This is a genomic window from Bacillus sp. FSL W7-1085 (genome assembly GCF_038595035.1).
GTDB lineage: Bacteria > Bacillota > Bacilli > Bacillales > Bacillaceae > Bacillus > Bacillus altitudinis.
This window is the reverse complement of sequence record NZ_CP152000.1, coordinates 2,307,981-2,334,063: the sequence shown is the minus strand read 5'-3', so window position 1 is coordinate 2,334,063 and position 26,083 is coordinate 2,307,981. Positions and strand designations below refer to the sequence as shown.

The following is a 26,083-nucleotide window of genomic DNA, read 5'->3' as shown; positions in this document are numbered from 1 at the left end:
TTTAGAATGCAATATAAATGTAAAGTATTTTTCATTGATGAAGCGCTCGAATGTTTCTTGAAAGAGATGGAAAGACTACTGTTAATTACTTGATGGAAGGAGCCTTTTCATGAAGAAACAGAAACTCGATTTAAGCGCTTATCAAATCCGGACCGATTTGGCCGTTGAAACAAAAGAGATACTAGAACAAGAGAACGATCCGAATGTGGTCAAAAAGGACGGTATTCAAGGAATTGTTGAGAAGGAGAAGGAAGAGCACGGCATCCGCATCCGCACTGTGGAGATTACGACAGAAGGAGAAGAGTTGACCGGAAAAAAGGCAGGGACATACTTGACGCTTGAGGCGCAAGGAATTCGGGAGAAAGACTCTGAGATGCAAGAAAAAGTGGTTGAAGTTTTTGCCCATCATTTTGCTCAGTTTTTAAAAGATCACGGCATTCAGGCAGATGCGAGCTGTCTTGTCGTAGGACTCGGAAACTGGAATGTCACGCCGGATGCTTTAGGGCCGCTCACAGTTGAGAATTTGCTGGTGACACGCCATTTATTTGAATTACAGCCTGAGAATGTGCAGGAAGGCTATCGCCCAGTGTCTTCATTATCGCCTGGTGTCATGGGGCTGACTGGTATAGAAACAAGTGACATTATACAAGGTGTCATTGAACGATCTAAACCAGATTTTGTGATCGCCATCGATGCACTAGCTGCACGCGCAGTAGAACGGGTGAATACGACGATTCAAATTTCTGATACAGGTATACATCCAGGATCGGGTGTCGGAAATAAACGAAAAGAATTAAGCAAAGAGGCCTTGGGGATTCCAGTCATTGCCATTGGTGTACCGACAGTGGTCGATGCAGTGACGATCGCAAGTGACACGATTGATTACGTGTTAAAGCATTTTGGTAGAGAACTGAAAGATGATAGACCTTCCCGATCTTTAGTACCAGCGGGTCTGACATTTGGGAAGAAAAAAGTGCTGAATGAAGAAGATTTGCCAGATGATGAAACGCGTCAATCCTTTTTAGGAATCGTCGGAACGCTTCCTGAAGAAGAAAAAAGACAGTTGATCCATGAAGTGCTTGCACCGCTTGGACAAAATCTAATGGTCACACCGAAGGAAGTGGATACATTCATTGATGACATGGCGAACGTACTCGCCAATGGGTTAAATACAGCACTTCATCAAAAAATCTCTCAAGACAACATGGGTTCCTATAATCATTAATCAGTTCTACTTTCTCTAGCTCGCTCATAGTGTAATTACTAGAAAGCGTGCTGGAGGGAGTAAATCATGAAAAAAAGACCTCGCCGTCCTCGACAGTTGGTCGTTGCGATTAATGGAACAAAAGTAGTGAAGAGTATTTTTTTGTTTATTGTCTCTCTGGTGGTTGTGTTTGTCATGTCAGGGGCTTTGACGTCTTTAAAACCTGAGCTTAGGCCTCAAGCATCATTATATGGTGTGGCAGATGAGCTGTCAGGGGCATTCTTTGCAACTCTAATGGGGATGGAAAATCAATATTTTGCCTCAGCAGTCCCTGAAGATCAAAAAGGGTTTCATTTCTCTGGGCTGTCACTCAAACTTGCCACAAGTATCAATTTAGAAGACCCCCGCAGTTTTCTAGGAAGAGAGCTGCCAGGCTTTGAACATTTTGATACAAAAATCATCCTAGCAGGTGAAGGTACAGACTATACGAATATGCCAATGGAATCGCCGCCTCCAAGTGAAGTCATCAAAGATGAAAAAGAAGCAAATCTAGCTGAGCTGGACAAGCTTGATGAAGATGAACCGAAAACGCCTGCAAAAGAGCCGGACCAGTCGACAGGAAAACGAAAAGCTGTATACATTTATCACACACATAATACGGAATCATATTTACCATTTTTAAAAGGAGAAACAAACCCAAACAATGCGCGCCACTCAAAAGTGAACGTCACCCTTGTCGGGGAGATGTTTGGTAAAGCGCTCGATCAGCAAGGAATCGGCAACACAGTGGATAAAACAGAAATTGAAAAAAGACTGCTGAAAAAAGGGTTGAAGTACCCACAATCGTATAATGAATCCAGATTGGTTGTAAAAGAAGCTCTCGCTAAAAATGATGACTTAGATTACTTAATCGATATTCACCGGGATTCAAGAAGAAAGAAAGATACGACAGTAGAAATCAAAGGCAAGAAATATGCGAGAATCGCGTTTGTTGTAGGGAAGAAGAATCAAAGCTATGAGAAAAACTTAAAGCTGGCGACAGAGTTCCACCATTTGATGGAGAAAAAATATAAAGGACTTAGTGTCGGTGTGTTTGCCAAAGGAGAAATTGGTGATAATGGAATCTATAATCAAGATTTATCTGATAAAGCCCTCCTATTAGAATTTGGCGGTGTGGATAATAATATGGAAGAACTGAAAAACGCATCCAATGCAGCAGCTGATGTGTTCAGTGAAATTTTCTGGGACGCAGAAAAGGTAGACGGCAAAGCAAAGGATGAGAAAAAACGGTCTTAAGGTGGTGGAGGACATGGGCTCATTTATCGGAAAAACCATTATTTTATCGCTCGTATTGCTATTTGGTGTCTTTTTAGGAATGCAGCAAGCCAATAATGGCATGCTGCAAATGAAAGGGTATCATGATCCGCAATTAAAAGGTGCCTTCACTGTCCAAACGAATGATGATCAAGAAAAAGAAGCTTCTATCCTCGGAACAGCTGTCACACAAAAAGACTTAGCAGAAAAGCAAAAGCAGCTAGAAGAAATGGAGAGCTTTAATGCCTTCTCTAAGGCTGGAAAAGCATTATCAGATGGTATGACACATGCAGCCCGTACACTTTATGATTGGGTGAATGGTAAATAAACTGTTGTAAGCATCATGTTGGATGTTATTTCATAAGATATCACACCTTTTCGTGAAAGCCGCTAACCGATGAGCGGCTTTTCTTGATTTCGATTGAATCTTTACAGCCCTATTGATATAATCTAACCTAGCGCAACCCGCGTTTTATAGTAGGAGTGATAGATTGTGACAGATAAAGAAAAACGATTAGAACGGCAATCAAGAATTCGAAATTTCTCCATTATCGCCCATATTGACCATGGGAAATCCACATTGGCTGACCGTATTTTGGAAAAAACAGCGGCGATTACGCAACGAGAAATGAAAGAACAATTACTTGATTCCATGGACTTAGAGCGTGAACGCGGCATTACGATCAAATTAAACTCTGTCCAGCTGAAATATCAGGCGAAGGATGGAGAAGAATATATTATGCACCTGATTGATACACCAGGGCATGTCGACTTCACCTATGAGGTATCTCGAAGCCTAGCTGCCTGTGAAGGTGCAATTCTTGTGGTGGATGCAGCACAAGGCATTGAAGCACAGACACTAGCGAACGTTTATTTAGCTCTTGATAACAACTTAGAAATCCTGCCGATCATTAACAAAATTGATCTGCCGAGCGCAGAACCTGAACGTGTAAGACAAGAAATTGAAGATGTCATCGGGTTGGATGCATCTGAAGCTGTTCTTACCTCTGCTAAGGCGGGCATCGGGATCGAGGATATTTTAGAACAAATCGTCGAAAAGGTGCCGGCACCAGCTGGAGATCCAGAAGCACCACTTCAAGCCCTCATTTTTGATTCTCTCTACGATGCGTATCGTGGCGTCATTGCTTACATACGAATTGTCGAAGGAACCGTCAAACCGGGTCAAAAAATCAAGATGATGGCGACAGGCAAAGAATTTGAAGTGCTTGAAGTCGGCGTATTTACACCGAAAGCAATGCCAACAGACGAACTCACTGTTGGAGATGTTGGCTATTTAACAGCTGCTATTAAAAATGTTGGCGATACACGTGTAGGGGATACGATCACAAGTGCGGTAAACCCTGCGAAAGAAGCTCTACCTGGATATAGAAAGCTGAACCCAATGGTGTACTGCGGCCTTTATCCAATTGACACAGCGAAATATAACGACTTGCGTGAAGCGTTAGAAAAGCTTGAATTAAACGATTCTTCACTTCAATATGAGGCAGAGACATCCCAAGCACTGGGCTTCGGTTTCCGCTGCGGCTTCCTTGGCATGCTTCATATGGAAATCATCCAAGAACGGATTGAACGTGAATTTAAAATCGACCTTATTACGACAGCGCCAAGTGTTATTTACGATGTGTATATGACAGACGGAGAAAAAATCGTCGTAGATAACCCGTCCAATTTGCCTGATCCGCAAAAGATTGAGCGAATTGAAGAGCCATACGTGAAGGCAACAATGATGGTGCCAAATGATTATGTTGGTTCTGTGATGGAGCTTTGCCAAGGAAAGCGCGGCAATTTCATTGATATGCAATATCTTGATGCAAACCGCGTGAGCATTGTGTACGAAATTCCTCTGGCAGAGATCGTATACGAATTCTTTGATCAATTAAAGTCCAATACAAAAGGGTATGCATCCTTTGATTACGAGCTGATCGGCTATCGCCCATCCACTCTAGTGAAAATGGATATCATGCTTAATGGCGAAAAAATCGACGCACTTTCCTTTATTGTTCACCGCGATTATGCATATGAACGCGGAAAGATCATTGTAGAAAAGCTGAAAGAACTGATTCCGCGCCAGCACTTTGAAGTACCAGTTCAGGCAGCGATCGGTCAAAAGATTGTTGCTCGGTCTACCATTAAAGCAATGCGCAAGAACGTACTAGCGAAGTGTTATGGTGGAGATATTTCCCGGAAAAGAAAGCTTCTTGAGAAGCAAAAAGAAGGGAAAAAGCGCATGAAGCAAGTGGGTTCTGTAGAAGTCCCACAAGAAGCATTTATGGCCGTGCTGAAAATGGACGACAGCACACCGAAAAAATAACATCCTCAAGGCAACCTGCTTTACAATGCTCGCCTTGACGTTTATAGTCGAAAACAAACGAAGAGGCCGCAGCGATAAACTGCGGCTCTTTACCTGTAAAGAAGGTGTCAACAAATGAAAGCAGCATACATTCACATTCCATTTTGTGAGCACATTTGTCACTATTGTGATTTTAATAAATTTTTCATTAAAACCCAGCCGGTCGATGAATACTTAGCCGCTCTTGAAAAAGAAATGCAGCACACGATCGATCAAAAAGGGGAGCAAGAACTAAAGACGATCTTTATTGGCGGAGGAACCCCGACATCACTGACAACCAGCCAGTTAGATCAGCTTATGGACAGCATTCACCGCGTATTAAAACCAACCAAAAACTTAATCGAGTTTGCAGTAGAAGCAAACCCAGACGAACTATCGCTTGAGAAATTGAATGTCTTAAAATCAGCAGGCGTTAATCGGCTGAGCTTTGGTGTTCAAACATTTGAAGATGACCTGCTCAAAAAAATCGGACGGGTTCATCAAAAGAAAGATGTTCTCACATCTTTCGAGCGAGCAAGAGCAGTTGGGTTTGACAACATTAGTCTTGATCTTATGTTTGGTTTGCCTCATCAAGAGAAGCATCATGTCATGCATTCACTAGAGACCGCTTTTTCATTAGGTGCAGAACATTATTCGGTTTATTCGCTGATTGTCGAGCCAAAGACAGTCTTTTACAATTTGATGCAAAAAGGGAAACTGCATTTACCACCGCAAGAACGTGAGGCTGAAATGTATGAGCTCGTCATGGATGAAATGGAGCGGCACGGATTCAAACAATATGAGATTAGCAATTACGCCAAACCAGGTTTTGAAAGCCAACATAACCTCACCTATTGGAGCAACGAAGATTACTTTGGTTTTGGCGCAGGAGCGCACGGGTATGTAGATGGCGTCCGCAATGTGAACGCTGGACCAGTGAAGCATTACTTAGAGCTCATTGAACAAACAGGGTTTCCATATAAGGAAACGCATCAGGTGACAAAAGCAGAACAGATCGAAGAGGAAATGTTCTTAGGTTTGCGGAAAATTGAAGGCGTGAAAAGTGCTCACTTTCAAGCGAAATTTGGAGCATCACCAGAAGCACTCTTTCCCGCCGTTCTTGAAGAATTAGCAGAAAAAGGTCTCATTGAACAGGATGAGATTGGCATTCGTTTAACAAGAAAAGGAAAATTGTTAGGGAATGAAGTATTTCAAGCGTTTCTCGGTGAGTTATAATTGACATTTTAATTTGAGTTTGGTAATTTTGTTTATACAATTAGCACTCGTTGAAAGAGAGTGCTAACAGGGGTGATGATGATGTTAACAAATCGTCAGCTTTTGATTCTACAAGTCATTATTAATGACTTTATTCGTTCGGCGCAGCCAGTTGGATCAAGGACTCTTTCCAAAAAAGAAGACATTACATTCAGCTCTGCGACGATTAGAAACGAAATGGCTGATTTGGAGGAACTCGGTTTTATTGAAAAGACCCATTCTTCATCAGGAAGAATTCCTTCCGAAAAAGGATATCGTTATTATGTAGATCATTTGCTCTCTCCGCGAAAACTGTCATCTAAAGAGCTTGTGCTAATCCAGTCAGTATTTCAGGAGAAAATTTTTGAGCTGGAAAAAACAGTTCAAAAATCGGCGGAAATTTTATCAGATCTCACAAACTACACATCGATTGTCCTTGGTCCAAAGCTAAGTGAAAATCGATTGAAGCAAATTCAGCTTGTCCCTGTCCAGCCTAATAAAGCAGTAGCGATTATGATTACAGACAGCGGGCATGTTGAAAACAAAACCATCACCTTCTCTGAGCATCTTGATGTCTCCGATATTGAGAAGCTGATGAATATTTTAAACAGCCGCTTAGCTGGAGTCCCGATGGATCAGCTGAAGGACAGGATGTATAAAGAAGTAGTGATGCTCCTTCGCACGCATTTAAAAGACTATGATCATATTTTAGATGCGCTTGGTAACACATTCACTTCAACACAAAATGAATCAAAACTTTTCTTTGGCGGGAAGATTAATATGTTGAACCAGCCAGAGTTTCATGACATTGACCGCATTCGTTCACTCATGATGCTGATTGAACAAAAGAACGATGTCATGCAGCTGTTTCATCCAAATCAGCAAGGAATCACCATTAAAATCGGTTCAGAAAACAATTTGGAAGCAATGGAGAACTGCAGTTTAATCACAGCAACTTATGCGATTGATCAAAAATCACTCGGCTCCATCGCTGTCATTGGTCCAACCCGTATGGATTACGGGCGAGTCGTTAGTCTTTTGCATCATGTATCAAAAGACTTGTCAAACGCACTTTCCAATTTGTATGATGAGTAGGGTGATAAAAGGTGGGGGCACAGCCCCTTCGTATAATTGAATCTTTTTGAGGGAGGTGAACACAATGTCAGAAGAAAAACAGACACCTGAGCAAGCAGCAGAGGTTGAAGCACAAGAAGAAGCAGTTCAAGCAGAAACTGAGGAAGTAAAGCACGATGAACAGTCTGCCTTCCAAGAGAAGATTGATGAATTGCAGCAGCTTCTAGATGAAAAAGAAAACAAAATTCTGCGTGTTCAAGCAGATTTTGAAAACTATAAACGCCGTGCTCGAACTGAAGTGGAGACCGTGCAAAAATATCGTTCTCAACATGTTGTCAGCGACCTTCTCCCAGCTCTCGACAACTTTGAAAGAGCGCTTGGAATCGATCCAGACAATGAGCAGACGAAAAGTTTGTTAGAAGGTATGCAAATGGTTTACCGCCAGCTGGTAGAAGCGTTGAAAAATGAAGGCGTTGAACCAATTGAAGCTGTCGGCAAAGAGTTCGATCCAAACCTTCATCAAGCCGTCATGCAAGTTGAAGATGAAAACTACGATTCAAACATCGTTGTAGAAGAATTGCAAAAGGGCTATAAACTCAAAGACCGAGTTATTCGTCCATCAATGGTAAAAGTAAATCAATAACTACATAATGGGAGGTCATCGAATATGAGTAAAATCATTGGTATTGACTTAGGAACAACAAACTCATGCGTTGCAGTACTCGAAGGCGGCGAGCCAAAAGTTATTGCAAACGCTGAAGGAGCACGTACAACACCATCTGTTGTCGCTTTTAAAAATGGAGAGCGCCAAGTAGGTGAAGTAGCGAAACGTCAATCAATTACAAACCCAAACACCATCATGTCTGTTAAAAGACATATGGGTACAGATTATAAAGTAGAAGTTGAGGGCAAGAACTACACGCCGCAGGAAATCTCTGCAATCATCCTTCAACACCTTAAATCTTACGCTGAAGCTTATCTTGGCGAAGAAGTAACAAAAGCGGTTATTACAGTTCCTGCTTACTTCAACGATGCAGAGCGCCAAGCAACAAAAGATGCTGGTAAAATTGCTGGTCTTGAAGTAGAACGTATCATCAACGAACCAACAGCAGCTGCACTTGCTTATGGTTTAGATAAAACAGATGAAGATCAAACGATTCTTGTATATGACCTTGGTGGCGGTACATTTGACGTATCAGTCCTTGAGCTTGGAGACGGCGTCTTTGAAGTACGCTCAACTGCTGGGGACAACCGTCTAGGTGGAGACGATTTTGACCAAGTCATCATCGATCATCTAGTGGCTGAGTTCAAAAAAGAAAACGGCATTGATCTTTCTAAAGATAAAATGGCGCTTCAGCGTTTAAAAGATGCTGCTGAAAAAGCGAAAAAAGATCTTTCTGGTGTATCTTCTACACAAATCTCACTGCCATTTATCACAGCTGGAGATGCAGGTCCTCTTCACCTAGAATTAACGCTAACGCGTGCTAAATTCGAAGAGCTTTCTGCAGACCTTGTAGAGCGTACAATGACACCTGTACGTCAATCACTGAAAGATGCTGGTCTATCTGCTAGCGAGATTGATAAAGTTATCCTTGTTGGTGGATCAACTCGTATTCCTGCAGTACAAGAAGCAATCAAAAAAGAAACAGGTAAAGAGCCTCATAAAGGCGTAAACCCTGATGAAGTGGTTGCACTTGGTGCGGCAATTCAAGGTGGAGTTATCACGGGAGATGTCAAAGATGTTGTTCTTCTTGACGTCACACCACTTTCTTTAGGAATTGAAACAATGGGCGGCGTATTCACAAAGCTGATTGAACGTAATACAACAATTCCAACAAGTAAATCTCAAGTATTCTCAACGGCTGCTGACAACCAAACTGCTGTAGACATTCACGTCTTACAAGGTGAGCGTCCAATGGCAGCAGACAACAAAACATTAGGTCGTTTCCAATTGACTGACATTCCACCAGCACCACGCGGCGTACCACAAATCGAAGTATCTTTTGATATCGATAAAAACGGTATCGTAAACGTACGTGCGAAAGATATGGGTACTGGAAAAGAACAAAACATCACAATCAAATCTTCTTCAGGTCTTTCTGATGATGAGATTGAAAAAATGGTCAAAGAAGCAGAAGAAAATGCTGAAGCAGATGCAAAGAAAAAAGAAGAAATCGAAGTGCGCAATGAAGCAGATCAATTAGTGTTTACAACAGAAAAAACATTAAAAGATCTTGAAGGCAAAATCGATGAAGAGCAAGTGAAAAAAGCGAATGAAGCAAAAGATGCGCTAAAAGCTGCGATCGAAAAAGGCGAGCTTGAAGACATCAAAGCGAAAAAAGATGAGCTACAAACAATCGTTCAAGAATTAACGACAAAGCTCTATGAAGAAGCTGCAAAACAAGCACAAGCTCAGCAAGAAGGCGCTGAAGGTGCTCAAAAAGCAGATGACAATGTAGTGGATGCAGAATACGAAGAAGTAAACGACGATCAAGAGAAAAAATAATCACCTTTACTTTTGAAAAAGACTGCTGAAACGTACTCGTCAGAAAGTCAAAGTCAGGATCTCTTGGCTTTGACTTTTTTCTTTTCAACGATGAAAAGGAATTGAAAAAGATCAATTTAAAATGATACAATCGTATTTATGTGAGAAAATCGGGAGTGTGAAGAGATGAGTAAGCGTGATTACTATGAAGTGCTTGGCGTGAGTAAGAGCGCCTCAAAGGACGAAATCAAAAAGGCATACCGCAAGCTTTCAAAAAAGTATCACCCTGATATTAATAAAGAAGCTGGCTCAGATGAGAAATTCAAAGAAGTAAAAGAAGCCTATGAAACCCTTTCTGACGATCAAAAACGTTCACATTATGACCAGTTCGGTCACACTGATCCAAACCAAGGATTTGGTGGCGGCGGATTTGGCGGTGGAGGAGACTTTGGCGGCTTCGGCGGCTTTGATGACATCTTCTCTAGTATTTTTGGCGGCGGTGCCAGAAGAAGAGATCCAAATGCACCGCGTCAAGGAGCGGACCTTCAATATACAATGACCCTTTCATTTGAAGAAGCGGCATTTGGGAAAGAAGCAACGATCGAGATTCCCCGCGAAGAATCATGTGAAACGTGTCATGGATCAGGTGCAAAACCTGGAACACAGGCGAAGACATGTTCACATTGCGGCGGGTCAGGTCAACTAAATGTCGAGCAATCCACCCCATTTGGTAAAGTAGTCAACCGCAGAGTATGTAACTACTGTAGCGGAACTGGTAAACAAATTGAACATAAGTGTTCAACATGTGGTGGATCTGGTAAAGTGCGTAAGCGTAAGAAAATCAATGTGACGATCCCAGCAGGTGTGGACGATGGTCAGCAGCTTAGAGTATCTGGTCAAGGTGAACCAGGTGTAAATGGAGGACCTCCAGGCGATCTATTTGTTGTTTTCCATGTGAGGGCGCATGAATTCTTCGAACGAGATGGAGATGACATCTACTGCGAAATGCCGCTTACCTTTGCGCAGGCTGCACTAGGTGATGAAATTGAAGTGCCGACATTACATGGGAAAGTCAAATTAAAAGTTCCTGCGGGCACACAAACGGGTACGAAGTTTAGACTCAAAGGAAAAGGTGTAAAAAATGTACGCGGTTATGGTCAAGGCGATCAGCATATCGTTGTACGCGTCGTAACACCGACGAATTTAACTGAAAATCAAAAAGATATCATTAGAAAATTTGCTGAAGTGAGCGGAAATAAACCGGACGAACAAGAAATGAGCTTTTTCGATAAGGTGAAACGCGCATTTAAAGGCGAGTAAGACGGATAAGGAGTTGGTAGTATTGAAGTGGTCAGAAATAAGCGTCCATACAACAAATGAAGCGGTGGAACCGATCACCAATATTTTGCATGAAGCAGGTGCAAGTGGTGTCGTGATTGAGGACCCGCTTGATTTAGTCAAGGAACGTGAAAATGTATACGGTGAGATCTACCAGCTCGATCCGAATGATTATCCTGAGGAAGGGGTCATCGTCAAAGCCTACCTTCCGATGAATAGCTTTTTGATGGAAACGGTAGATGAGATCAAAGAAGCCATCAACAATCTTCTTCTATATGATATTGACCTTGGACGAAATACACTGTCAATTTGTGAAGTAAACGAAGAAGAATGGGCGACTGCATGGAAGAAATACTATCATCCTGTGAAAATCTCTGAGAAATTTACCATCGTCCCAACATGGGAAGAGTACACACCCGTTCATTCTGATGAATTGATCATCGAAATGGACCCTGGAATGGCATTTGGAACCGGTACACATCCAACAACGGTTCTTTGCATTCAGGCGCTTGAGCGCTATGTGAAGGAAAACGACACGGTGATTGACGTTGGAACAGGATCTGGCATTTTAAGTGTTGCTGCTGCAATGCTCGGTGCAAAAGACATTCATGCATTTGATCTCGACACCGTTGCAGTGGAAAGTGCAAAGCAGAACATCGAATTAAATGGTGTGAGCGAGCAAGTAACGGTAAAACAAAATAATTTACTTGATGGGATTTCAGGTGAACGCGATGTGATTGTGGCCAACATCCTCGCAGAGGTCATCATGCGCTTTACAGATCAAGCGTATGATCTATTGAAGAAAGACGGTTACTTTATTACATCAGGCATTATCGGACAAAAGAAATTACAAGTCAAAACTGCTTTAGAAGAAGCCGGTTTTGAGATTGTTGAAGTGCTGTCAATGGAAGATTGGGTCAGCATAATAGCGAAAAAATAAAGCGAGTAGGTGTCAGGACACGTATGCAACGATATTTTATCGACCTCACAAAAGAAGAAGTGACGGAAAAGGGAAACATCGTCATAAAGGGTGAAGATGTTCATCACCTTGCAAACGTCATGCGGATGAAAGCAGGAGAAGACATCCTTTGCTTAACGACAGACGGCTTTGAAGCGCTCAGTAAAATTGATACAATAACAAAGGAAGAAGTGATTTGTCACTTGGAAGGCTGGACGAATCAGAATCGAGAACTTCCGATCAAGGTGACGATTGCAAGCGGTCTGCCAAAAGGGGATAAGCTTGAATGGATTATCCAAAAAGGCACCGAGCTTGGCGCAAGTGCTTTTATTCCGTTTCAAGCGACTCGTTCGATTACAAAACTTGACCAAAAAAAGTCATTAAAAAAACGAGATCGCTGGGAAAAAATTGCGAAAGAAGCTGCCGAGCAGTCTTACCGGAATATCATTCCGCGCGTTTATCCAGTATCAACATTTAAAGAGCTGATTCAACTGGCCGGTGAATTCGATAAATGTGTCGTTGCATACGAAGAATCATCGAAAGAAGGCGAGCAAAGCCGGTTTCAAACGGTGCTCCAACAGATGAAGGGCGGACAAACCTTATTAGTGGTTTTTGGTCCAGAAGGCGGTTTAGCAGAAAAGGAGATTGAAGAACTTGAAGCGCATGGTGCAGTCATTTGCGGGCTTGGACCACGCATTTTAAGAACAGAAACAGCTCCTCTTTATGCGCTTTCTGCTATATCTTATCAAACAGAGTTATTAAGAGGTGAATCATGATGGGAACAGTAGCGTTCCATACACTTGGCTGTAAGGTCAATCACTACGAAACAGAAGCCATCTGGCAGCTGTTTAAAGAAGCTGGCTATGAAAGAAAAGATTATGAATCAAAAGCAGACGTATATGTCATTAATACATGTACCGTCACCAATACAGGCGATAAAAAAAGCCGCCAAGTCATTAGAAGAGCCATTCGTCATAATCCGGATGGTGTCATTTGTGTAACAGGCTGTTACGCACAAACGTCTCCGGCAGAAATCATGGCGATTCCTGGTGTTGATATTGTGGTTGGCACACAAGACAGACATAAACTGCTTGGTTATATTGAAGAATACAGAAGAGAAAGACAGCCGATCAATGGAGTTGGCAATATCATGAAAGCACGGGTCTTTGAAGAACTAGATGTTCCTGCGTTTACTGACAGAACACGTGCTTCATTAAAAATCCAAGAAGGCTGTAACAATTTCTGTACATTCTGCATTATCCCTTGGGCTCGCGGATTACTGCGTTCTCGCGATCCAGAAGAAGTCATCAATCAAGCGCAGCAGCTTGTCGATGCTGGCTACAAAGAAATTGTATTAACAGGTATTCATACAGGTGGATACGGTGAAGATTTAAAGGATTATAACTTTGCTAAGCTTCTGAAAGAATTAGATGAATGTGTGGCGGGATTAAAACGAATCCGCATTTCATCCATTGAAGCAAGTCAAATTACAGACGAAGTGATTGAAGTGCTCGATCAGTCAGATAAAATTGTGAGACACTTGCACATTCCGCTTCAATCTGGCTCTAATACTGTACTGAAAAGAATGCGCCGTAAATACACAATGGAATTCTTTGCAGAGCGTTTAACGAAGCTCAAAAAAGCATTGCCAGGTCTTGCTGTCACTTCAGATGTGATCGTTGGATTCCCAGGAGAAACAGAAGAAGAATTTATGGAAACATACAATTTTGTCAAAGACCATCAATTCTCTGAGCTCCATGTGTTTCCTTACAGCAAACGGACAGGTACGCCTGCTGCAAGAATGGAAGATCAAGTAGATGAGAATGTGAAAAACGAACGCGTTCACCGCCTCATTGCTCTTTCTGATCAGCTTGCAAAAGAATATGCATCGGCATATGAAGGCGACGTCTTAGAGATTATTCCAGAAGAATCCTTCAAAGAACAAGACGGAACGCACAATCTGTATGTAGGATATACTGATAACTACATGAAGGTCGTATTTGAAGGAACAGAGGACATGATCGGCCGTTTGGTAAAAGTGAAGATTACGAAAGCAGGCTATCCTTATAACGAAGGACAATTCGTCCGTATAAGTGATGACGTGCAGACGGATCAAGTGAGAATGACCTCATAATGAATGAAAAACCGGCAGCCATTAGGCAAGCCGGTTTCTTTTATGTTGACTGATTTGGAAGAAGGAACAAAATCAAGGCGTGAAAAGGGCGGATGAACGGGAAAAAGAGGAGAGAACTTGCAACATTAAACAGCAGACTAAAGTGCGCAATCTGCTGGGCAGGAGAGCTTGCTAAAAGCGCAACAAACTCTGTAATAAAGGCGAGAAAAGGAAGACATAAAAGTACACCTAGAACATTAAACACGACGTGTGCATACGCGGTTTGGCGGGCTGCATAACCACCAGAGATAGCAGCCATCACGGCAGTAATACATGTTCCGATATTGGACCCTAAAACAAAGCTGATGCCTTCTTTTAGAGCGACAGTCCCTTCATTCATAAATCCCATCAAAATACCGATACATACAGAGCTTGAATGAACAATGGCCGTGAACACTGTACCAGAGAGAAGAGCTGTCCAATCGGAATGCTGCATCATTTCAAGGAAACGCAGTGTCTCTGGCTGACTGGTCATCATACCTGCAATTTTTGAAAAACCTTGAATACAAAAAAAGATCATGCCAAGCCCAAATAAACTTTTTCCTGCATATCGAAAAGACTTCCTGCCCAAAATGATACATAAAAGACCAGCTGCAATCAGAACCCACATAAACACGTCCATCTTAATGGCAATAAATTCTGTCGTAAATGTTGAGCCGATATTCGTTCCAAGAATCATGGGTATGGATTTTTTAAACGTGAGAATGCCTGTACTCACAAAGCCGATAACGATGACCATAAACGCCGAACTGCTTTGAAGAACCCCTGTAAACACAATACTGACCAAGAATGCTTTGACTGGATGATCTGTAAAGAGAAGAAGTGATTTCTCAATACGAGACGACGTGAGTGCCATTAATCCTTTCCTAAGCAAACCCATTGCCCATAAAAAAATGAAAATAAGTGCACAAAAATAAATGATCGCCATCATAGAAAAGTCCTCCTCTTACCAATGAATATATGGACTTGTCTACCTGCTCATGACGAAAATATATTTCCAAATCACTTAGTTGACCTCAACCTAGGCTTATATTATAATGTCTAGGTACATGTTTTGCATATGTATATCTTTTTTTAATGCAGTCGATTGGTGTATTCGGAGGGAGGGAAAGAGAATGTCAAAAACGGTCGTTAGAAAAAACGAATCGCTTGAAGATGCTCTTCGTCGCTTTAAACGCAGTGTATCCAAAACTGGAACATTGCAAGAAGCAAGAAAGCGTGAATTTTATGAAAAGCCTAGCGTAAAGCGTAAGAAAAAGTCTGAAGCTGCTAGAAAACGTAAATTCTAAAGAGGGTGGATTTTATGAGTCTTCTTGAGCAATTAAATTCTGATATGAAGCTTTTTATGAAAAACCGAGAGAAAGACAAGCTTATTGTCATTCGTATGGTAAAGGCTTCACTGCAAAATGAAGCAATAAAGCTTAAGAAAGACAGTTTGACCGGAGATGAGGAACTAACCGTCCTTTCCCGCGAGATTAAGCAACGTAAAGACTCCCTCCATGAATTTTCGAAAGCTAATCGCTTAGATTTAGTAGATAAAGTTCAAAAAGAGATTGACATTTTAGACGTTTATTTACCTGAACAGCTTTCTGAAGAAGAACTGCAGGCGGTTGTGAAAGAAACAATCGCCGAAACCGGTGCTTCATCGAAAGCTGATATGGGTAAAGTGATGAGCGCTATTATGCCAAAAGTAAAAGGTAAAGCTGATGGTGCTGTGATTAACAGACTTGTCAGCGAGCAACTGTCTCAATAAAAAAGTATCCTTCTCATGTTAGAAGGGTACTTTTTTTATGCCTCCATAAACCTGTCATATAAAAATGAAACCTATGATACATTTGTAACGTATGTAAAGGAACGGTAAAATGAAAGAAAGAGAGGGGGGATCACCAAATAGATGAAAAAAATGAAAATTTCTATTGCTCTCTTCAGTTGTTTTATAATATGCTTGTTATTAGGGGTTCAATTGACCGCGAAATCAGCAGATCAGAAAGTTCATGTAATCCCAATTGAAGATACAGTAGAAAAAGGACTTTCTAAATTCATTGAACGATCATTTGAGCAGGCAAAGTCGGAACGGGCGAAGCACATCATTCTCGACATCAATACACCAGGTGGTGCAGTCGATGCGGCACTTGAAATAGCCGATACCATTCGTGCATCCGACATCCCAGTGACAGCGTTTGTGAATCATAGAGCGCTTTCAGCCGGGGCATTCATTGCCCTAAATGCCGATCAAATTTATATGACCCCAAACGGAAAGATGGGGGCTGCTGCGATCATTGACGGTGAAGGCAACGCTGCCGATCAAAAATCTGAATCTCTATGGCTTGCTGAAATGAGTGACGCTGCTGAAAAGCAGGGGCGTGATCCAAAATATGCTCTTGCGATGGCAGATGTAGATATAGACGCAAAAGAAGCTGGTGCACCAAAAGGAGAATTGCTGACCTTTAACACAGATCGGGCGCTTCAGTTCGGTTATGCAGAAGGAGAAGCGAAAAATATGGATGACTTGGTTCAGAAGCTGAACTTAGCAGATGCCTCTGTTCAATACGATGAAGTGAGCTTTGCTGAAAAGGTTGCGCGTTTTCTCACGCATCCGATCGTCATTCCTATCCTTTTATCCATCGCGAGCTTAGGGTTAATTGTTGAATTATATTCTCCGGGCTTTGGGGTCCCAGGCACCATGGGAGTCACAGCGCTTCTTCTATTCTTTTATGGTCATCTCGTGGCAGGTTTTGCAGGATATGAGACATTGTTCCTGTTTTTGGCAGGGATTGTGTTGATCATTCTGGAATTATTTTTGCCAGGGGGAATCGTGGGTGTCATTGGACTAATCTGTGTCGTTGTCAGCTTATTTTTAGCAGCTGGAAGCTTTACAGAAATGGCGATTTCCATCTTGATTGCCACTGCTGTTTCAATCATAGCAGTTATTTTATTGACAAAGGTGTTGGGGAAACGTATGAAATTTTTTAAAAAGTTCATTTTAACCGATTCAACCAATAAAGAAAGTGGTTATGTCTCAAATGAAACAAGAGATGATCTTGTAGGACAAATCGCAGTGACAGCAACAGCACTTCGTCCATCTGGTACGATTGTATTCGGAGACGAGCGCATTGATGTTGTGTCAGAAGGTGCTTTTATCGATAAGGATGAACAAGTAAAAATTGTGAAAGCGGAAGGCTCACGCATTGTCGTGAGGAAAGTATAGATATACTGATTTTATAGGAGGAATAAAATGGATCCATCTACTTTACTATTATTCGTGATTATCGCAGCAGGTTTGATCGTTCTATCGATCTTCTTCACCTTTGTACCGGTGATGCTGTGGATTTCTGCCCTAGCGGCTGGCGTAAGAGTGAGCATTTTTACACTTGTAGGAATGAGACTTCGCCGAGTGATTCCAAACCGAGTGGTCAACCCGCTCATCAAAGCGCATAAAGCAGGTCTTGATGCGACGATTAACCAATTAGAAAGCCACTATCTTGCAGGTGGTAACGTTGACCGCGTGATCAACGCATTGATCGCAGCTCAGCGTGCGAATATCGAATTGAACTTTGCTCGCTGTGCGGCAATCGACCTAGCAGGCCGTGACGTACTTGAAGCTGTCCAAATGAGTGTAAACCCTAAAGTCATTGAAACACCATTTATCTCAGGTGTTGCGATGGACGGGATTGAAGTAAAAGCAAAAGCACGTATTACAGTTCGTGCAAACATTGACCGACTTGTCGGTGGTGCAGGAGAAGAAACCATCATTGCTCGTGTAGGTGAAGGGATTGTCTCGACAATCGGTTCATCAGATAATCATAAAAAGGTTCTTGAAAATCCTGATATGATTTCTCAAACGGTTCTTGGTAAAGGATTAGATTCAGGTACAGCATTTGAAATTCTCTCGATTGATATCGCAGATGTTGATATCGGTAAGAACATCGGGGCAATTCTGCAGACAGACCAAGCAGAAGCCGACAAAAACATTGCACAGGCGAAAGCAGAAGAACGCCGCGCGATGGCTGTTGCACAAGAACAAGAAATGCGTGCGAGAGTTGAAGAAATGCGCGCGAAAGTAGTAGAAGCTGAGGCTGAAGTACCACTTGCAATGGCCGAAGCACTACGTGAAGGTAATATTGGAGTTATGGACTACATGAACATTAAGAATATCGATGCTGATACGGATATGAGAGATTCATTTGGCAAAATGACAAAAGGTCCATCTGATAATGAAAACAAATAAGCATCCTCTCACGCTTTAAGGAGGGAGCCCATTGGACATTCTATTTGAAAATCCGTTACTAATAGCGATTATCATCGGTATTATCTCTGCGGTTTTTGGGAAAATCGGTAAACAAGAGGAGAACGAACAAAAGAACCAGCAAAACAAACCGGCCCCTCAGCGTAAACCAGTGCCGCAAAAGCAAACAAAACAAACAAGTCCAGATCCGGTCGTAACGGACCAGCTTGACGATTTTGGCGATGTACATGATCATGGCGGGATGAAAAAACAAGGTTCACAATCCTTACAGGATCGTTATACCGCTACACTTGCCGAAATGGAAGAAAGAAAAAGCGAGCTGAATAAAGAGTTTCAATCGCTTGAAAGAGAACTTACAAGGCCAAAGGCAGCATCTGCTGGAATGAAGCCGAAAATGATTGAGAAACTCAACCAAGATACGGTCGTTCAAGGGATGATCCTTGGTGAAGTATTTGGAGAGCCTCGTGCCAAAAAGCCGCATCGAACGATGAAACGACCATATAAAAGATAAAGAAGTAAGCCCCCTCATCCTTAAGGGGGCTTTTTTGTTGTGTAATGGAGACTTTTCTTAGTCAAAATGATGAAACGGCTGTTTTACGGGATTCATTAGCATGATATGAACCGCTGAGGAATAGGATGATATAGAGGCTTTCTCATCAGTCTCACCATCTTTCAGTTTGATCTCATACACATGAGGTGGGAAGGGGTTCTTATTGAATGGGAAAAAGAAAAAATCGACTTAAAGCATGGCTGACAAGAACACTTGAAATCCCTCCGGACGTGATGATGGATCTTCCCCGTATTACGATGGTTGGCAGACTCCATATTTACATAGAGAACCATAAAGGGCTTTTACTTTTCAGTGATCAAGAGGTAAGGCTGATGCTCAAGCAAGGACAGTGCATTATTTCAGGAAAAGACTTTGTGATTAAAACGATTTTGCCAGAAGAGATCTTATTAGAGGGGAAAATCGATGAGGTCCGTTATATTGATTCTTAACTGACGGAGGGGAGAAACGTGAAGAATAAATGGTTTGCCTATTTTATTGGCAGAGTGGAAGTGGAGATAAGAGGAAGCGGTATTGAGCGGCTAATCAATGAGTGCACGAGACAGGGGATCACAATTTTTCAAGTGAGCCGCCGTCAAGACAGCGTGCGCTTATTTATTCGCCTCTCAGATGTACATGCCTTTAGAAAAGTGCGCAGACATCATGAGGTGAAATGTTCATTTCATCAAAAGAAAGGGTTCCCGTTTCTTCTTCTGTGGTCGAGAAGAAATATTGGATTTACCCTCGGGATGGCTTTTTTCCTAGTGACGATATTGGCTCTTTCAAATATGGTGTGGAAAATTGAGATTAAAGGTGCGAATCCAGAAACAGAACACCAAATGAGAAAGCATTTGGACGAAATAGGGGTACAAAAAGGGCGTTTTCAGTTTCTTATGGGGACCCCTGAAAAAATACAAAAGTCATTGACGACCAATATTCAGAGCATTACATGGGTCGGAGTTGAACTGAACGGAACGACGTTTCAAATGAAAGTGGTCGAAAAAAATGAACCTGAAAAGGAGAAATATACGAGTCCTCAGCACATCGTTGCCAAGAAAAAGGCGGTCATCACGAGAATGTATGTAGAAAAGGGGGAACCGCTTGCCCAGGTCGATGAACATGTGAAAAAAGGGCAGATGCTCGTCTCAGGTTTAATTGGGAGTGAAGATCAGAAAAAAACGGTCGGAGCCAAAGCGAAAATATATGGTGAAACATGGTACCGATCTGAAGTTTCTGTCCCTCTCCGAACATCTTTTGATGTCTTTACGGGTAAAATGAAGACAAAGCACAAGCTATCCTTGTTTGGAGGCTCCATCCCATTTTGGGGATTTTCCTTTAAAAAAGATGATTTTCAGCAGCCGAAAACAGAAACAGAAGTTCACCCGCTTCATTTTTTGAATATGCAACTACCGTTCTCCTATGAAAAGGAAATCACACGAGAAAGTGAAAAAATAAATCGAGAATACACAAATAAAGAAGCGGTTCAAGCAGGGATTAAAATGGGTAAAAAAGAATTAGAAGAAAAGCTAGGTCAAACAGGTGAGGTGAAAAGTGAAAAAGTTTTGCACGAGACAACAGGGAATGGTAAAGTTAAGTTAATCATCCTTTACCAAGTAATAGAAGATATTGTTCAACCAACACCTATTGTTCAGGGAGACTAGAGAATGACAGAACATTTACTTGAGATTCAACAAAAATTGGATAGCCCAAACGAAGCCATTGCTTTATTTGGCAATCAAGATGCTTATCTGAAACTGATGGAAAACGAGCTGAATGTCTCCATTATCACACGTGGAGAGAAAGTGTATGTTTCTGGTCAGGAAGCATCAAGAGATACTGTGAGCCGTTTGATTACATCTCTCTTACATCTCATTCGTAAAGGAATTGAGATTTCTGAACGGGATGTCGTCTATGCCATTAAAATGGCGCAAAAAGACAAGCTCAATTATTTTGAAAATATGTATGAAGATGAAATTACGAAAAATGCCAAAGGAAAGTCGATCAGAGTCAAAACGATCGGCCAGCGTGAATATGCTTCGGCAATGAAAAAAGATGATCTGGTCTTTGGGATTGGACCTGCTGGTACAGGTAAAACGTATTTGGCAGTGGTCAACGCCGTACATGCCCTGAAAAATGGACATGTCAAACGGATTATCCTGACAAGGCCAGCTGTTGAAGCAGGAGAAAGTCTTGGCTTTTTGCCAGGAGATTTAAAAGAAAAAGTCGATCCTTATTTAAGACCGCTATATGATGCTCTGCACGATGTGCTTGGCAGTGATCATACGGAACGTTTAATTGAGCGCGGAGTGATTGAAATTGCCCCTCTTGCCTATATGAGAGGGCGGACGCTTGATGATGCATTTGTGATTTTAGATGAAGCGCAGAATACAACGCCAGCTCAAATGAAAATGTTTTTGACGAGACTAGGCTTTGGTTCTAAAATGGTCATTACAGGAGATATTACACAAATTGATCTGCCTAAAGGTATGCAGTCAGGTCTTGCAGCTGCAAAGGACATGCTTGCTGAGATCAAGGGTATCTCATTCATTGAATTAGATCAGACAGATGTGGTCAGACACCCGCTTGTGGCGAAGATCATTGGAGCATACGAAAAGCAAAAATGAACTGAGTGACCCGATCGCCTTAATCGGGTCATTTTGTTTCGATCGTGGTTTAAAGTAAAAAAGGAGGTACTTTCCTTGAGAAAGAATCAGAAAGGCAGTAAGCGAAAAAGACTGCTGTCTAAAAAAGAACCTCAAAAAATGGAGCGCTCACGCTATTTAAACGTACTGCTATACGCTGGTTTAGCAGCCATTCTGTTTGTGGTGCTCTTCTTCCATGTAAAGCCTGAATCGCTCGACCTAGATTTGTTTTCAGTGAGCGAGCAGACCATCTATTCTCCGTCTACCGTTGATGATCAAGAAGCAACAGAAGAAAAGAAACAAGAAGCAACGGATCAAGTAGAAGACCAATATACACTCAAAAAAGCGTATTCTGATAATCGTGTTGACCTCATTTCATCCCTCTTTGAAGCCATTAAAGAAGAGAAGAAAGCAGCAGCTGATGATAAAGAGAACCCGCCAACAGATCAAGAGATGGTGAAGCGTGTAAAAGAAAAACTCACAACGGATATGCAGGAAGCTGTTTCGGATCAATCGATTAAAGCACTGCTCCAAGCAAGTGACGAAAACCTTTCTTTTACAAAGGATTCCATCATCACAGTGGTCAATTCTCTCATGGGTAAAGAAATCACAGCTTCTAAGCTGCAAGATGAAAAGAAACAAGTGAAAGCAGAGCTTGAAAACAATTCGATTCCATCAAAATATTTAAATGCAGCGAAAGAAATTGGTGAATTTGCGATTATTCCAAACTATGTATTTGACCCGGTCGCAACAGAGAAGAAAAGACAAGAAGCAGCTGATAATATCCAGCCGGTTCAAATCAAGCAAGGGCAAATTTTAGTGGAAGAAGGAGAGCTCATTGACCGCGAAGTTTATCGCAAATTAGAACTGACCGGCCTTTTAAACAGCTCCAATTTGTTTAAGCCTGTAAGCGGTCTTATCATCTTAATCGGTCTCTTCTTAGCGGCGATTGTCCACTCACTGGAATCGAGGAAAAAGTCGCTCGTCCATAAGAATAAATCATTACTGCTGTACTCGCTCATTTTCACCATCATTTTAATCATCATGGAAGTATTCAGTCTCTTCCAGGAAACGAAGTATACGACCATAGGCTATGTCGTGCCTGTTGCACTTGGTACGATGCTGATTAAGCTGCTGATCAATGAGCGGCTGGCAATCTTCTCCGGCCTTGTATTTGCCCTTTGCGGCAGTATGATGTTTAATCAAGGAGTAACAGGTGTCTTTAACTATGTCATCTGTGCTTATTATCTAATAAGCGGGATGGCAGGAATTTTATTTTTGAGAAAACACAATGCAAGATCGAAAATTTTGCAGGCGGGGCTTTGGGTAGCTTTGGTGAATGTACTTGTCGTGCTGTCCATTACGCTGATTCAAAATTCTTCTCCATCAGGGCTTGAAATAGGTGTGAACCTCATCATGGCGATTGTGTCAGGGTTTGCATCGGCTATTCTGGTTATTGGGTTAATGCCAGTCTTTGAGAGCATGTTTGGCATTCTTTCGACCATGAAGCTTATTGAATTATCGAACCCGAATCATCCGCTACTGAAAAAGATCTTAACAGAGACGCCAGGTACATATCATCATAGTGTCATGGTGGCGAATTTAGCGGATGCTGCATGTGAAGCAGTCGGTGCAAATGGATTGTTAGCGAGGGTTGGAGCTTATTATCATGACATTGGAAAAACGAAAAGACCCCAATACTTTATTGAAAACCAAATGAACATTGATAATCCGCACGACAAGCTTTCTCCTCAGCTGAGCAAGAATATTATTATTGCCCATACGACAGATGGTGCTGAAATGCTGAGAGAAAAGAAGTTTCCAGAGGAACTTGTGGACATTGCAGAACAGCATCACGGAAAGTCCCTGCTGAAGTTCTTTTACTATAAGGCAAAAGAACGGGATGATCAGGTGACAGAAGAAGAATTTCGTTATCCTGGTCCAAAACCGCAATCGAAAGAAGCGGCCATTATTTCTGTAGCTGACAGCGTGGAAGCGGCGGTTCGTTCGATGCATAATCCAAACCCTGAGCGGATTGAAAAGCTTGTGAAGGGCATTATTTCAGATAAGATGCAGGATGGACAATTTAGTGAATGTGATCTGACATTTAAAGAATTAAATATTATTAGCCAAACAATTTGTACAACATTAAAGGGGATTTTCCATTCTCGGATTGAATATCCAGATGCCCCGAAGCAGAAGGTGAAGTAAATGACATTGTTAATCGATTTAATAGATGAAACAGGACAAGTATCGAAAGAGCAGCTTGAAGAAGTGGAAAAACTTCTTCAATTTGCTGCGGATGCTCTTGAAGTAAAAGATCAAGCAGAAGTATCAGTATCGATCGTTTCAAATGAAGAAATTCATCAAATTAATAAAGAATACCGAGGAAAAGATGCACCAACAGATGTAATTTCATTTGCCCTTGAGGAAGAAGGCGAAGGGGAAATTGAAATCATTGGAGCTGATGACATTCCGCCTGTACTTGGTGACATTATCATTAGTGTTGATCGTACGAAAGAGCAAGCAGAGGAATATGGACATTCCTTTATGAGAGAGCTAGGATTTTTAACGATTCATGGTTTTCTTCATTTGCTTGGTTATGATCATATGACAGAAGAAGATGAAAAAGAAATGTTCGCCAAACAGACAAAAATCTTGGATGATTATGGCCTTTCGAGATCATCGTAAGAAGCGAACGCCGCTTGTCCGTTTTTTTCGGAGTTTTTATTATGCATTTAGAGGAATATGGCGAACTTTCTTGAATGAACGGAATTTTCGGTTTCACACAGTCGCAGCCATCATCGTGGTGATTTGCGGCTTTTGGTTTCACATTCATCCGGTTGAATGGATGATCATTCTGCTTTTATGCGGCGGGATGTTTGCGTTAGAACTTGTGAATACAGCGATTGAACATACAGTAGATCTTTTCACAGAAGAGAAGCATCCTCTTGCTGAGAGAGCGAAGGACGCGGCAGCAGGCGCTGTTTGCGTTTACGCCGCCATTTCGGTTATGATTGGGTTGATGATCTTCTTACCGAAGATCATGCAATAGAACAATATTACTATTTATTAACATTTTTAGAAATGGGCGTGAAAATGTCACGTGAATTATGTAAAATATAAATGTGACAGTGGTACCATTTCTTCTGAAAGTGGGAACTAGAATGAACAAACAAGAGTTGATTTCAGAAGCAGTCAAAGCAAGAGATTTTGCATATGTACCCTATTCTAAATTCAAAGTCGGTGCAGCATTATTATCGCATGACGGAAAAGTGTATGGCGGCTGCAATATTGAAAATGCAGCATATGGTATGTGTAATTGTGCGGAAAGAACAGCACTTTTTAAAGCTTACTCAGAGGGCATCACATCTTTTCAAATGCTTGCAGTAGTGGCTGATACAGATCGACCTGTTTCACCATGCGGCGCATGCAGACAGGTCATTTCAGAGCTATGTGCACCTGATATGCCAGTGATTCTAACGAACTTAAAAGGACATATATACGAAACGACAGTAAACGAACTATTGCCAGGCGCATTTTCACCGGAGGATTTAAATGACTAACGAAAGCTTCAAATCAGGATTTGTATCAATTATTGGAAGACCAAATGTAGGGAAATCGACCTTTCTTAATCGTGTGATTGGACAAAAGATTGCGATTATGAGTGATAAGCCCCAAACGACTCGAAACAAAGTGCAAGGTGTTCTGACAACGAACACGTCACAAACGATTTTTATCGATACACCAGGAATTCATAAACCGAAGCACAAACTTGGCGATTTTATGATGAGGGTGGCTCAAAATACACTCAAGGAAGTCGACCTGATCCTGTTTATGATCAACGCACAGGAAGGCTATGGAAAAGGTGATGAATTCATCATTGAACGACTAAAGCAAACATCGACACCGGTGTTCCTTGTCGTCAATAAAATTGACCAAATTCATCCGGATGAATTGTTCCTTTTAATTGATGAATACCGCACACGTTACCCATTTAAGGAAATTGTGCCAATTTCAGCACTTGAAGGCAACAACATTGATACGCTTCTTCAGCAAATTGAAGGTTATCTTCCAGAAGGCCCTCAATTTTATCCGGCAGATCAAGTAACAGATCACCCAGAGCGATTTATTATTTCTGAATTAATTCGTGAAAAAGTGCTGCATTTAACGAGAGAAGAGATCCCTCACAGTATTGCGGTTGCGATTGAATCGATCAAGCCAGATGAAAACGGCAAGATTCATGTTGCAGCGACCATCGTCGTAGAACGTGATTCACAAAAAGGGATTGTGATTGGTAAGCGCGGCAGCTTATTAAAAGAAGTGGGACAAAAAGCGCGCAGAGACATTGAAGCACTTTTAGGCTCAAAGGTGTATTTAGAGCTTTGGGTAAAAGTGCAGAAGGACTGGCGTAATAAATCCACACATCTTCGTGATTTCGGATTTAGAGAAGACGAATATTAAAAACCGATACAGTTGTTAGTAGATCTGACAATGG

General features: G+C 41.7%; 26 protein-coding genes. 25 read left to right on the top strand and 1 reads right to left on the bottom strand.

Annotated elements, in window-relative coordinates; all coding sequences use genetic code 11:
• Nucleotides 1-109 precede the first annotated feature (109 nt).
• The 12 genes from gpr to mtaB all read left to right on the top strand — a co-directional run bounded on the left by gpr (nt 110) and on the right by mtaB (nt 14,111).
• Entirely contained in the window at nt 110-1,225 is a 1,116-nt protein-coding gene (gene gpr / locus MKY11_RS12005; RefSeq protein WP_342501432.1) for a GPR endopeptidase, read from the top strand.
• A 66-nt stretch (nt 1,226-1,291) separates the two neighbouring features.
• Nucleotides 1,292-2,500 (top strand): stage II sporulation protein P, encoded by a 1,209-nt coding sequence (locus MKY11_RS12000; RefSeq protein WP_007501337.1) that lies wholly within the window; start codon nt 1,292-1,294, stop codon nt 2,498-2,500.
• 13 nt (nt 2,501-2,513) lie between these two features.
• Complete coding sequence (locus MKY11_RS11995) at nt 2,514-2,846, top strand: YqxA family protein (RefSeq protein ID WP_017358024.1); 333 nt, start codon at nt 2,514-2,516, stop codon at nt 2,844-2,846.
• 165 nt (nt 2,847-3,011) lie between these two features.
• Complete coding sequence (gene lepA / locus MKY11_RS11990; protein WP_008342476.1) at nt 3,012-4,850, top strand: translation elongation factor 4; 1,839 nt, start codon at nt 3,012-3,014, stop codon at nt 4,848-4,850.
• Nucleotides 4,851-4,964: 114 nt separating this feature from the next.
• Nucleotides 4,965-6,104: a radical SAM family heme chaperone HemW gene (gene hemW, locus MKY11_RS11985; protein WP_342501431.1), complete on the top strand. Its 1,140-nt coding sequence runs from the start codon at nt 4,965-4,967 to the stop codon at nt 6,102-6,104.
• Nucleotides 6,105-6,185: 81 nt separating this feature from the next.
• Complete coding sequence (gene hrcA, locus MKY11_RS11980) at nt 6,186-7,217, top strand: heat-inducible transcriptional repressor HrcA (protein WP_008342473.1); 1,032 nt, start codon at nt 6,186-6,188, stop codon at nt 7,215-7,217.
• 64 nt (nt 7,218-7,281) lie between these two features.
• Nucleotides 7,282-7,839, top strand: a complete 558-nt coding sequence (gene grpE / locus MKY11_RS11975) for a nucleotide exchange factor GrpE (protein ID WP_008342471.1) — start codon at nt 7,282-7,284, stop codon at nt 7,837-7,839.
• A gap of 24 nt (nt 7,840-7,863) precedes the next feature.
• On the top strand, nt 7,864-9,702 hold the full coding sequence (dnaK, locus tag MKY11_RS11970; RefSeq protein ID WP_327878413.1) for a molecular chaperone DnaK: 1,839 nt from the start codon (nt 7,864-7,866) through the stop codon (nt 9,700-9,702).
• A 165-nt stretch (nt 9,703-9,867) separates the two neighbouring features.
• The gene (dnaJ, locus tag MKY11_RS11965) at nt 9,868-11,001 is read left to right on the top strand and encodes a molecular chaperone DnaJ (protein WP_017367628.1); all 1,134 of its coding nucleotides are present in this window, start codon (nt 9,868-9,870) and stop codon (nt 10,999-11,001) included.
• Nucleotides 11,002-11,023: 22 nt separating this feature from the next.
• The gene (prmA, locus tag MKY11_RS11960; RefSeq protein WP_017358022.1) at nt 11,024-11,959 is read left to right on the top strand and encodes a 50S ribosomal protein L11 methyltransferase; all 936 of its coding nucleotides are present in this window, start codon (nt 11,024-11,026) and stop codon (nt 11,957-11,959) included.
• 23 nt (nt 11,960-11,982) lie between these two features.
• A complete protein-coding gene (locus tag MKY11_RS11955) occupies nt 11,983-12,753 on the top strand; it encodes a 16S rRNA (uracil(1498)-N(3))-methyltransferase (RefSeq protein ID WP_024718812.1) in 771 nt (256 codons plus the stop codon).
• Entirely contained in the window at nt 12,753-14,111 is a 1,359-nt protein-coding gene (gene mtaB / locus MKY11_RS11950; protein ID WP_342502109.1) for a tRNA (N(6)-L-threonylcarbamoyladenosine(37)-C(2))-methylthiotransferase MtaB, read from the top strand. The genes MKY11_RS11955 and mtaB overlap by 1 nt, the downstream gene beginning before the upstream one ends.
• Nucleotides 14,112-14,151: 40 nt before the next feature.
• On the opposite strand, the gene MKY11_RS11945 is transcribed toward mtaB, so the two are convergent.
• The gene (locus MKY11_RS11945; RefSeq protein ID WP_096881635.1) at nt 14,152-15,081 is read right to left on the bottom strand and encodes a Na/Pi symporter; all 930 of its coding nucleotides are present in this window, start codon (nt 15,079-15,081) and stop codon (nt 14,152-14,154) included.
• 184 nt (nt 15,082-15,265) lie between these two features.
• Between MKY11_RS11945 and rpsU the strand changes: the two genes are divergently transcribed.
• From rpsU to era, 13 genes are all read left to right on the top strand, one after another.
• Nucleotides 15,266-15,439, top strand: coding sequence for a 30S ribosomal protein S21 (gene rpsU, locus MKY11_RS11940; RefSeq protein ID WP_003152957.1), 174 nt, complete (start codon nt 15,266-15,268; stop codon nt 15,437-15,439).
• A 14-nt stretch (nt 15,440-15,453) separates the two neighbouring features.
• Nucleotides 15,454-15,903 carry a GatB/YqeY domain-containing protein gene (locus MKY11_RS11935; RefSeq protein WP_007501319.1) on the top strand — a complete coding sequence of 150 codons (450 nt, stop codon included), beginning with the start codon at nt 15,454-15,456 and terminating at the stop codon, nt 15,901-15,903.
• 141 nt (nt 15,904-16,044) lie between these two features.
• The gene (locus MKY11_RS11930) at nt 16,045-17,358 is read left to right on the top strand and encodes a nodulation protein NfeD (protein WP_073413896.1); all 1,314 of its coding nucleotides are present in this window, start codon (nt 16,045-16,047) and stop codon (nt 17,356-17,358) included.
• A 27-nt stretch (nt 17,359-17,385) separates the two neighbouring features.
• Entirely contained in the window at nt 17,386-18,378 is a 993-nt protein-coding gene (gene floA / locus MKY11_RS11925; protein WP_008356247.1) for a flotillin-like protein FloA, read from the top strand.
• Nucleotides 18,379-18,409: 31 nt separating this feature from the next.
• Complete coding sequence (locus MKY11_RS11920) at nt 18,410-18,907, top strand: hypothetical protein (RefSeq protein WP_024718815.1); 498 nt, start codon at nt 18,410-18,412, stop codon at nt 18,905-18,907.
• A gap of 206 nt (nt 18,908-19,113) precedes the next feature.
• Entirely contained in the window at nt 19,114-19,395 is a 282-nt protein-coding gene (yqfC, locus tag MKY11_RS11915; RefSeq protein WP_012010618.1) for a sporulation protein YqfC, read from the top strand.
• Nucleotides 19,396-19,413: 18 nt separating this feature from the next.
• Complete coding sequence (yqfD, locus tag MKY11_RS11910; RefSeq protein ID WP_041090989.1) at nt 19,414-20,604, top strand: sporulation protein YqfD; 1,191 nt, start codon at nt 19,414-19,416, stop codon at nt 20,602-20,604.
• Nucleotides 20,605-20,607: 3 nt separating this feature from the next.
• Entirely contained in the window at nt 20,608-21,567 is a 960-nt protein-coding gene (locus MKY11_RS11905; RefSeq protein WP_342501430.1) for a PhoH family protein, read from the top strand.
• Between the two features lie 138 nt (nt 21,568-21,705).
• Nucleotides 21,706-23,796, top strand: a complete 2,091-nt coding sequence (locus tag MKY11_RS11900; RefSeq protein ID WP_173408463.1) for an HD family phosphohydrolase — start codon at nt 21,706-21,708, stop codon at nt 23,794-23,796.
• Complete coding sequence (gene ybeY / locus MKY11_RS11895; RefSeq protein WP_007501310.1) at nt 23,797-24,276, top strand: rRNA maturation RNase YbeY; 480 nt, start codon at nt 23,797-23,799, stop codon at nt 24,274-24,276. It abuts the gene before it with no gap.
• Nucleotides 24,254-24,640, top strand: coding sequence for a diacylglycerol kinase family protein (locus MKY11_RS11890; RefSeq protein ID WP_024718818.1), 387 nt, complete (start codon nt 24,254-24,256; stop codon nt 24,638-24,640). The genes ybeY and MKY11_RS11890 overlap by 23 nt, the downstream gene beginning before the upstream one ends.
• A 112-nt stretch (nt 24,641-24,752) precedes the next feature.
• Nucleotides 24,753-25,151, top strand: coding sequence for a cytidine deaminase (locus MKY11_RS11885; protein ID WP_008342410.1), 399 nt, complete (start codon nt 24,753-24,755; stop codon nt 25,149-25,151).
• Nucleotides 25,144-26,049, top strand: a complete 906-nt coding sequence (gene era / locus MKY11_RS11880) for a GTPase Era (RefSeq protein WP_007501305.1) — start codon at nt 25,144-25,146, stop codon at nt 26,047-26,049. Before MKY11_RS11885 ends, era begins: the two co-directional genes overlap by 8 nt.
• Nucleotides 26,050-26,083 lie beyond the last annotated feature (34 nt).

Coding starts and splice junctions, on each gene's coding strand:
- gpr (WP_342501432.1), top strand. CDS start 110: ATGAAGAAACAGAAACTCGATTTAAGCGCTTATCAAATCCGGACCGAT.
- MKY11_RS12000 (WP_007501337.1), top strand. CDS start 1,292: ATGAAAAAAAGACCTCGCCGTCCTCGACAGTTGGTCGTTGCGATTAAT.
- MKY11_RS11995 (WP_017358024.1), top strand. CDS start 2,514: ATGGGCTCATTTATCGGAAAAACCATTATTTTATCGCTCGTATTGCTA.
- hemW (WP_342501431.1), top strand. CDS start 4,965: ATGAAAGCAGCATACATTCACATTCCATTTTGTGAGCACATTTGTCAC.
- hrcA (WP_008342473.1), top strand. CDS start 6,186: ATGTTAACAAATCGTCAGCTTTTGATTCTACAAGTCATTATTAATGAC.
- grpE (WP_008342471.1), top strand. CDS start 7,282: ATGTCAGAAGAAAAACAGACACCTGAGCAAGCAGCAGAGGTTGAAGCA.
- dnaK (WP_327878413.1), top strand. CDS start 7,864: ATGAGTAAAATCATTGGTATTGACTTAGGAACAACAAACTCATGCGTT.
- dnaJ (WP_017367628.1), top strand. CDS start 9,868: ATGAGTAAGCGTGATTACTATGAAGTGCTTGGCGTGAGTAAGAGCGCC.
- MKY11_RS11955 (WP_024718812.1), top strand. CDS start 11,983: ATGCAACGATATTTTATCGACCTCACAAAAGAAGAAGTGACGGAAAAG.
- mtaB (WP_342502109.1), top strand. CDS start 12,753: ATGGGAACAGTAGCGTTCCATACACTTGGCTGTAAGGTCAATCACTAC.
- MKY11_RS11945 (WP_096881635.1), bottom strand. CDS start 15,081: ATGATGGCGATCATTTATTTTTGTGCACTTATTTTCATTTTTTTATGG.
- rpsU (WP_003152957.1), top strand. CDS start 15,266: ATGTCAAAAACGGTCGTTAGAAAAAACGAATCGCTTGAAGATGCTCTT.
- MKY11_RS11935 (WP_007501319.1), top strand. CDS start 15,454: ATGAGTCTTCTTGAGCAATTAAATTCTGATATGAAGCTTTTTATGAAA.
- MKY11_RS11930 (WP_073413896.1), top strand. CDS start 16,045: ATGAAAAAAATGAAAATTTCTATTGCTCTCTTCAGTTGTTTTATAATA.
- floA (WP_008356247.1), top strand. CDS start 17,386: ATGGATCCATCTACTTTACTATTATTCGTGATTATCGCAGCAGGTTTG.
- yqfC (WP_012010618.1), top strand. CDS start 19,114: ATGGGAAAAAGAAAAAATCGACTTAAAGCATGGCTGACAAGAACACTT.
- MKY11_RS11905 (WP_342501430.1), top strand. CDS start 20,608: ATGACAGAACATTTACTTGAGATTCAACAAAAATTGGATAGCCCAAAC.
- MKY11_RS11900 (WP_173408463.1), top strand. CDS start 21,706: ATGGAGCGCTCACGCTATTTAAACGTACTGCTATACGCTGGTTTAGCA.
- ybeY (WP_007501310.1), top strand. CDS start 23,797: ATGACATTGTTAATCGATTTAATAGATGAAACAGGACAAGTATCGAAA.
- MKY11_RS11890 (WP_024718818.1), top strand. CDS start 24,254: ATGGCCTTTCGAGATCATCGTAAGAAGCGAACGCCGCTTGTCCGTTTT.
- MKY11_RS11885 (WP_008342410.1), top strand. CDS start 24,753: ATGAACAAACAAGAGTTGATTTCAGAAGCAGTCAAAGCAAGAGATTTT.
- era (WP_007501305.1), top strand. CDS start 25,144: ATGACTAACGAAAGCTTCAAATCAGGATTTGTATCAATTATTGGAAGA.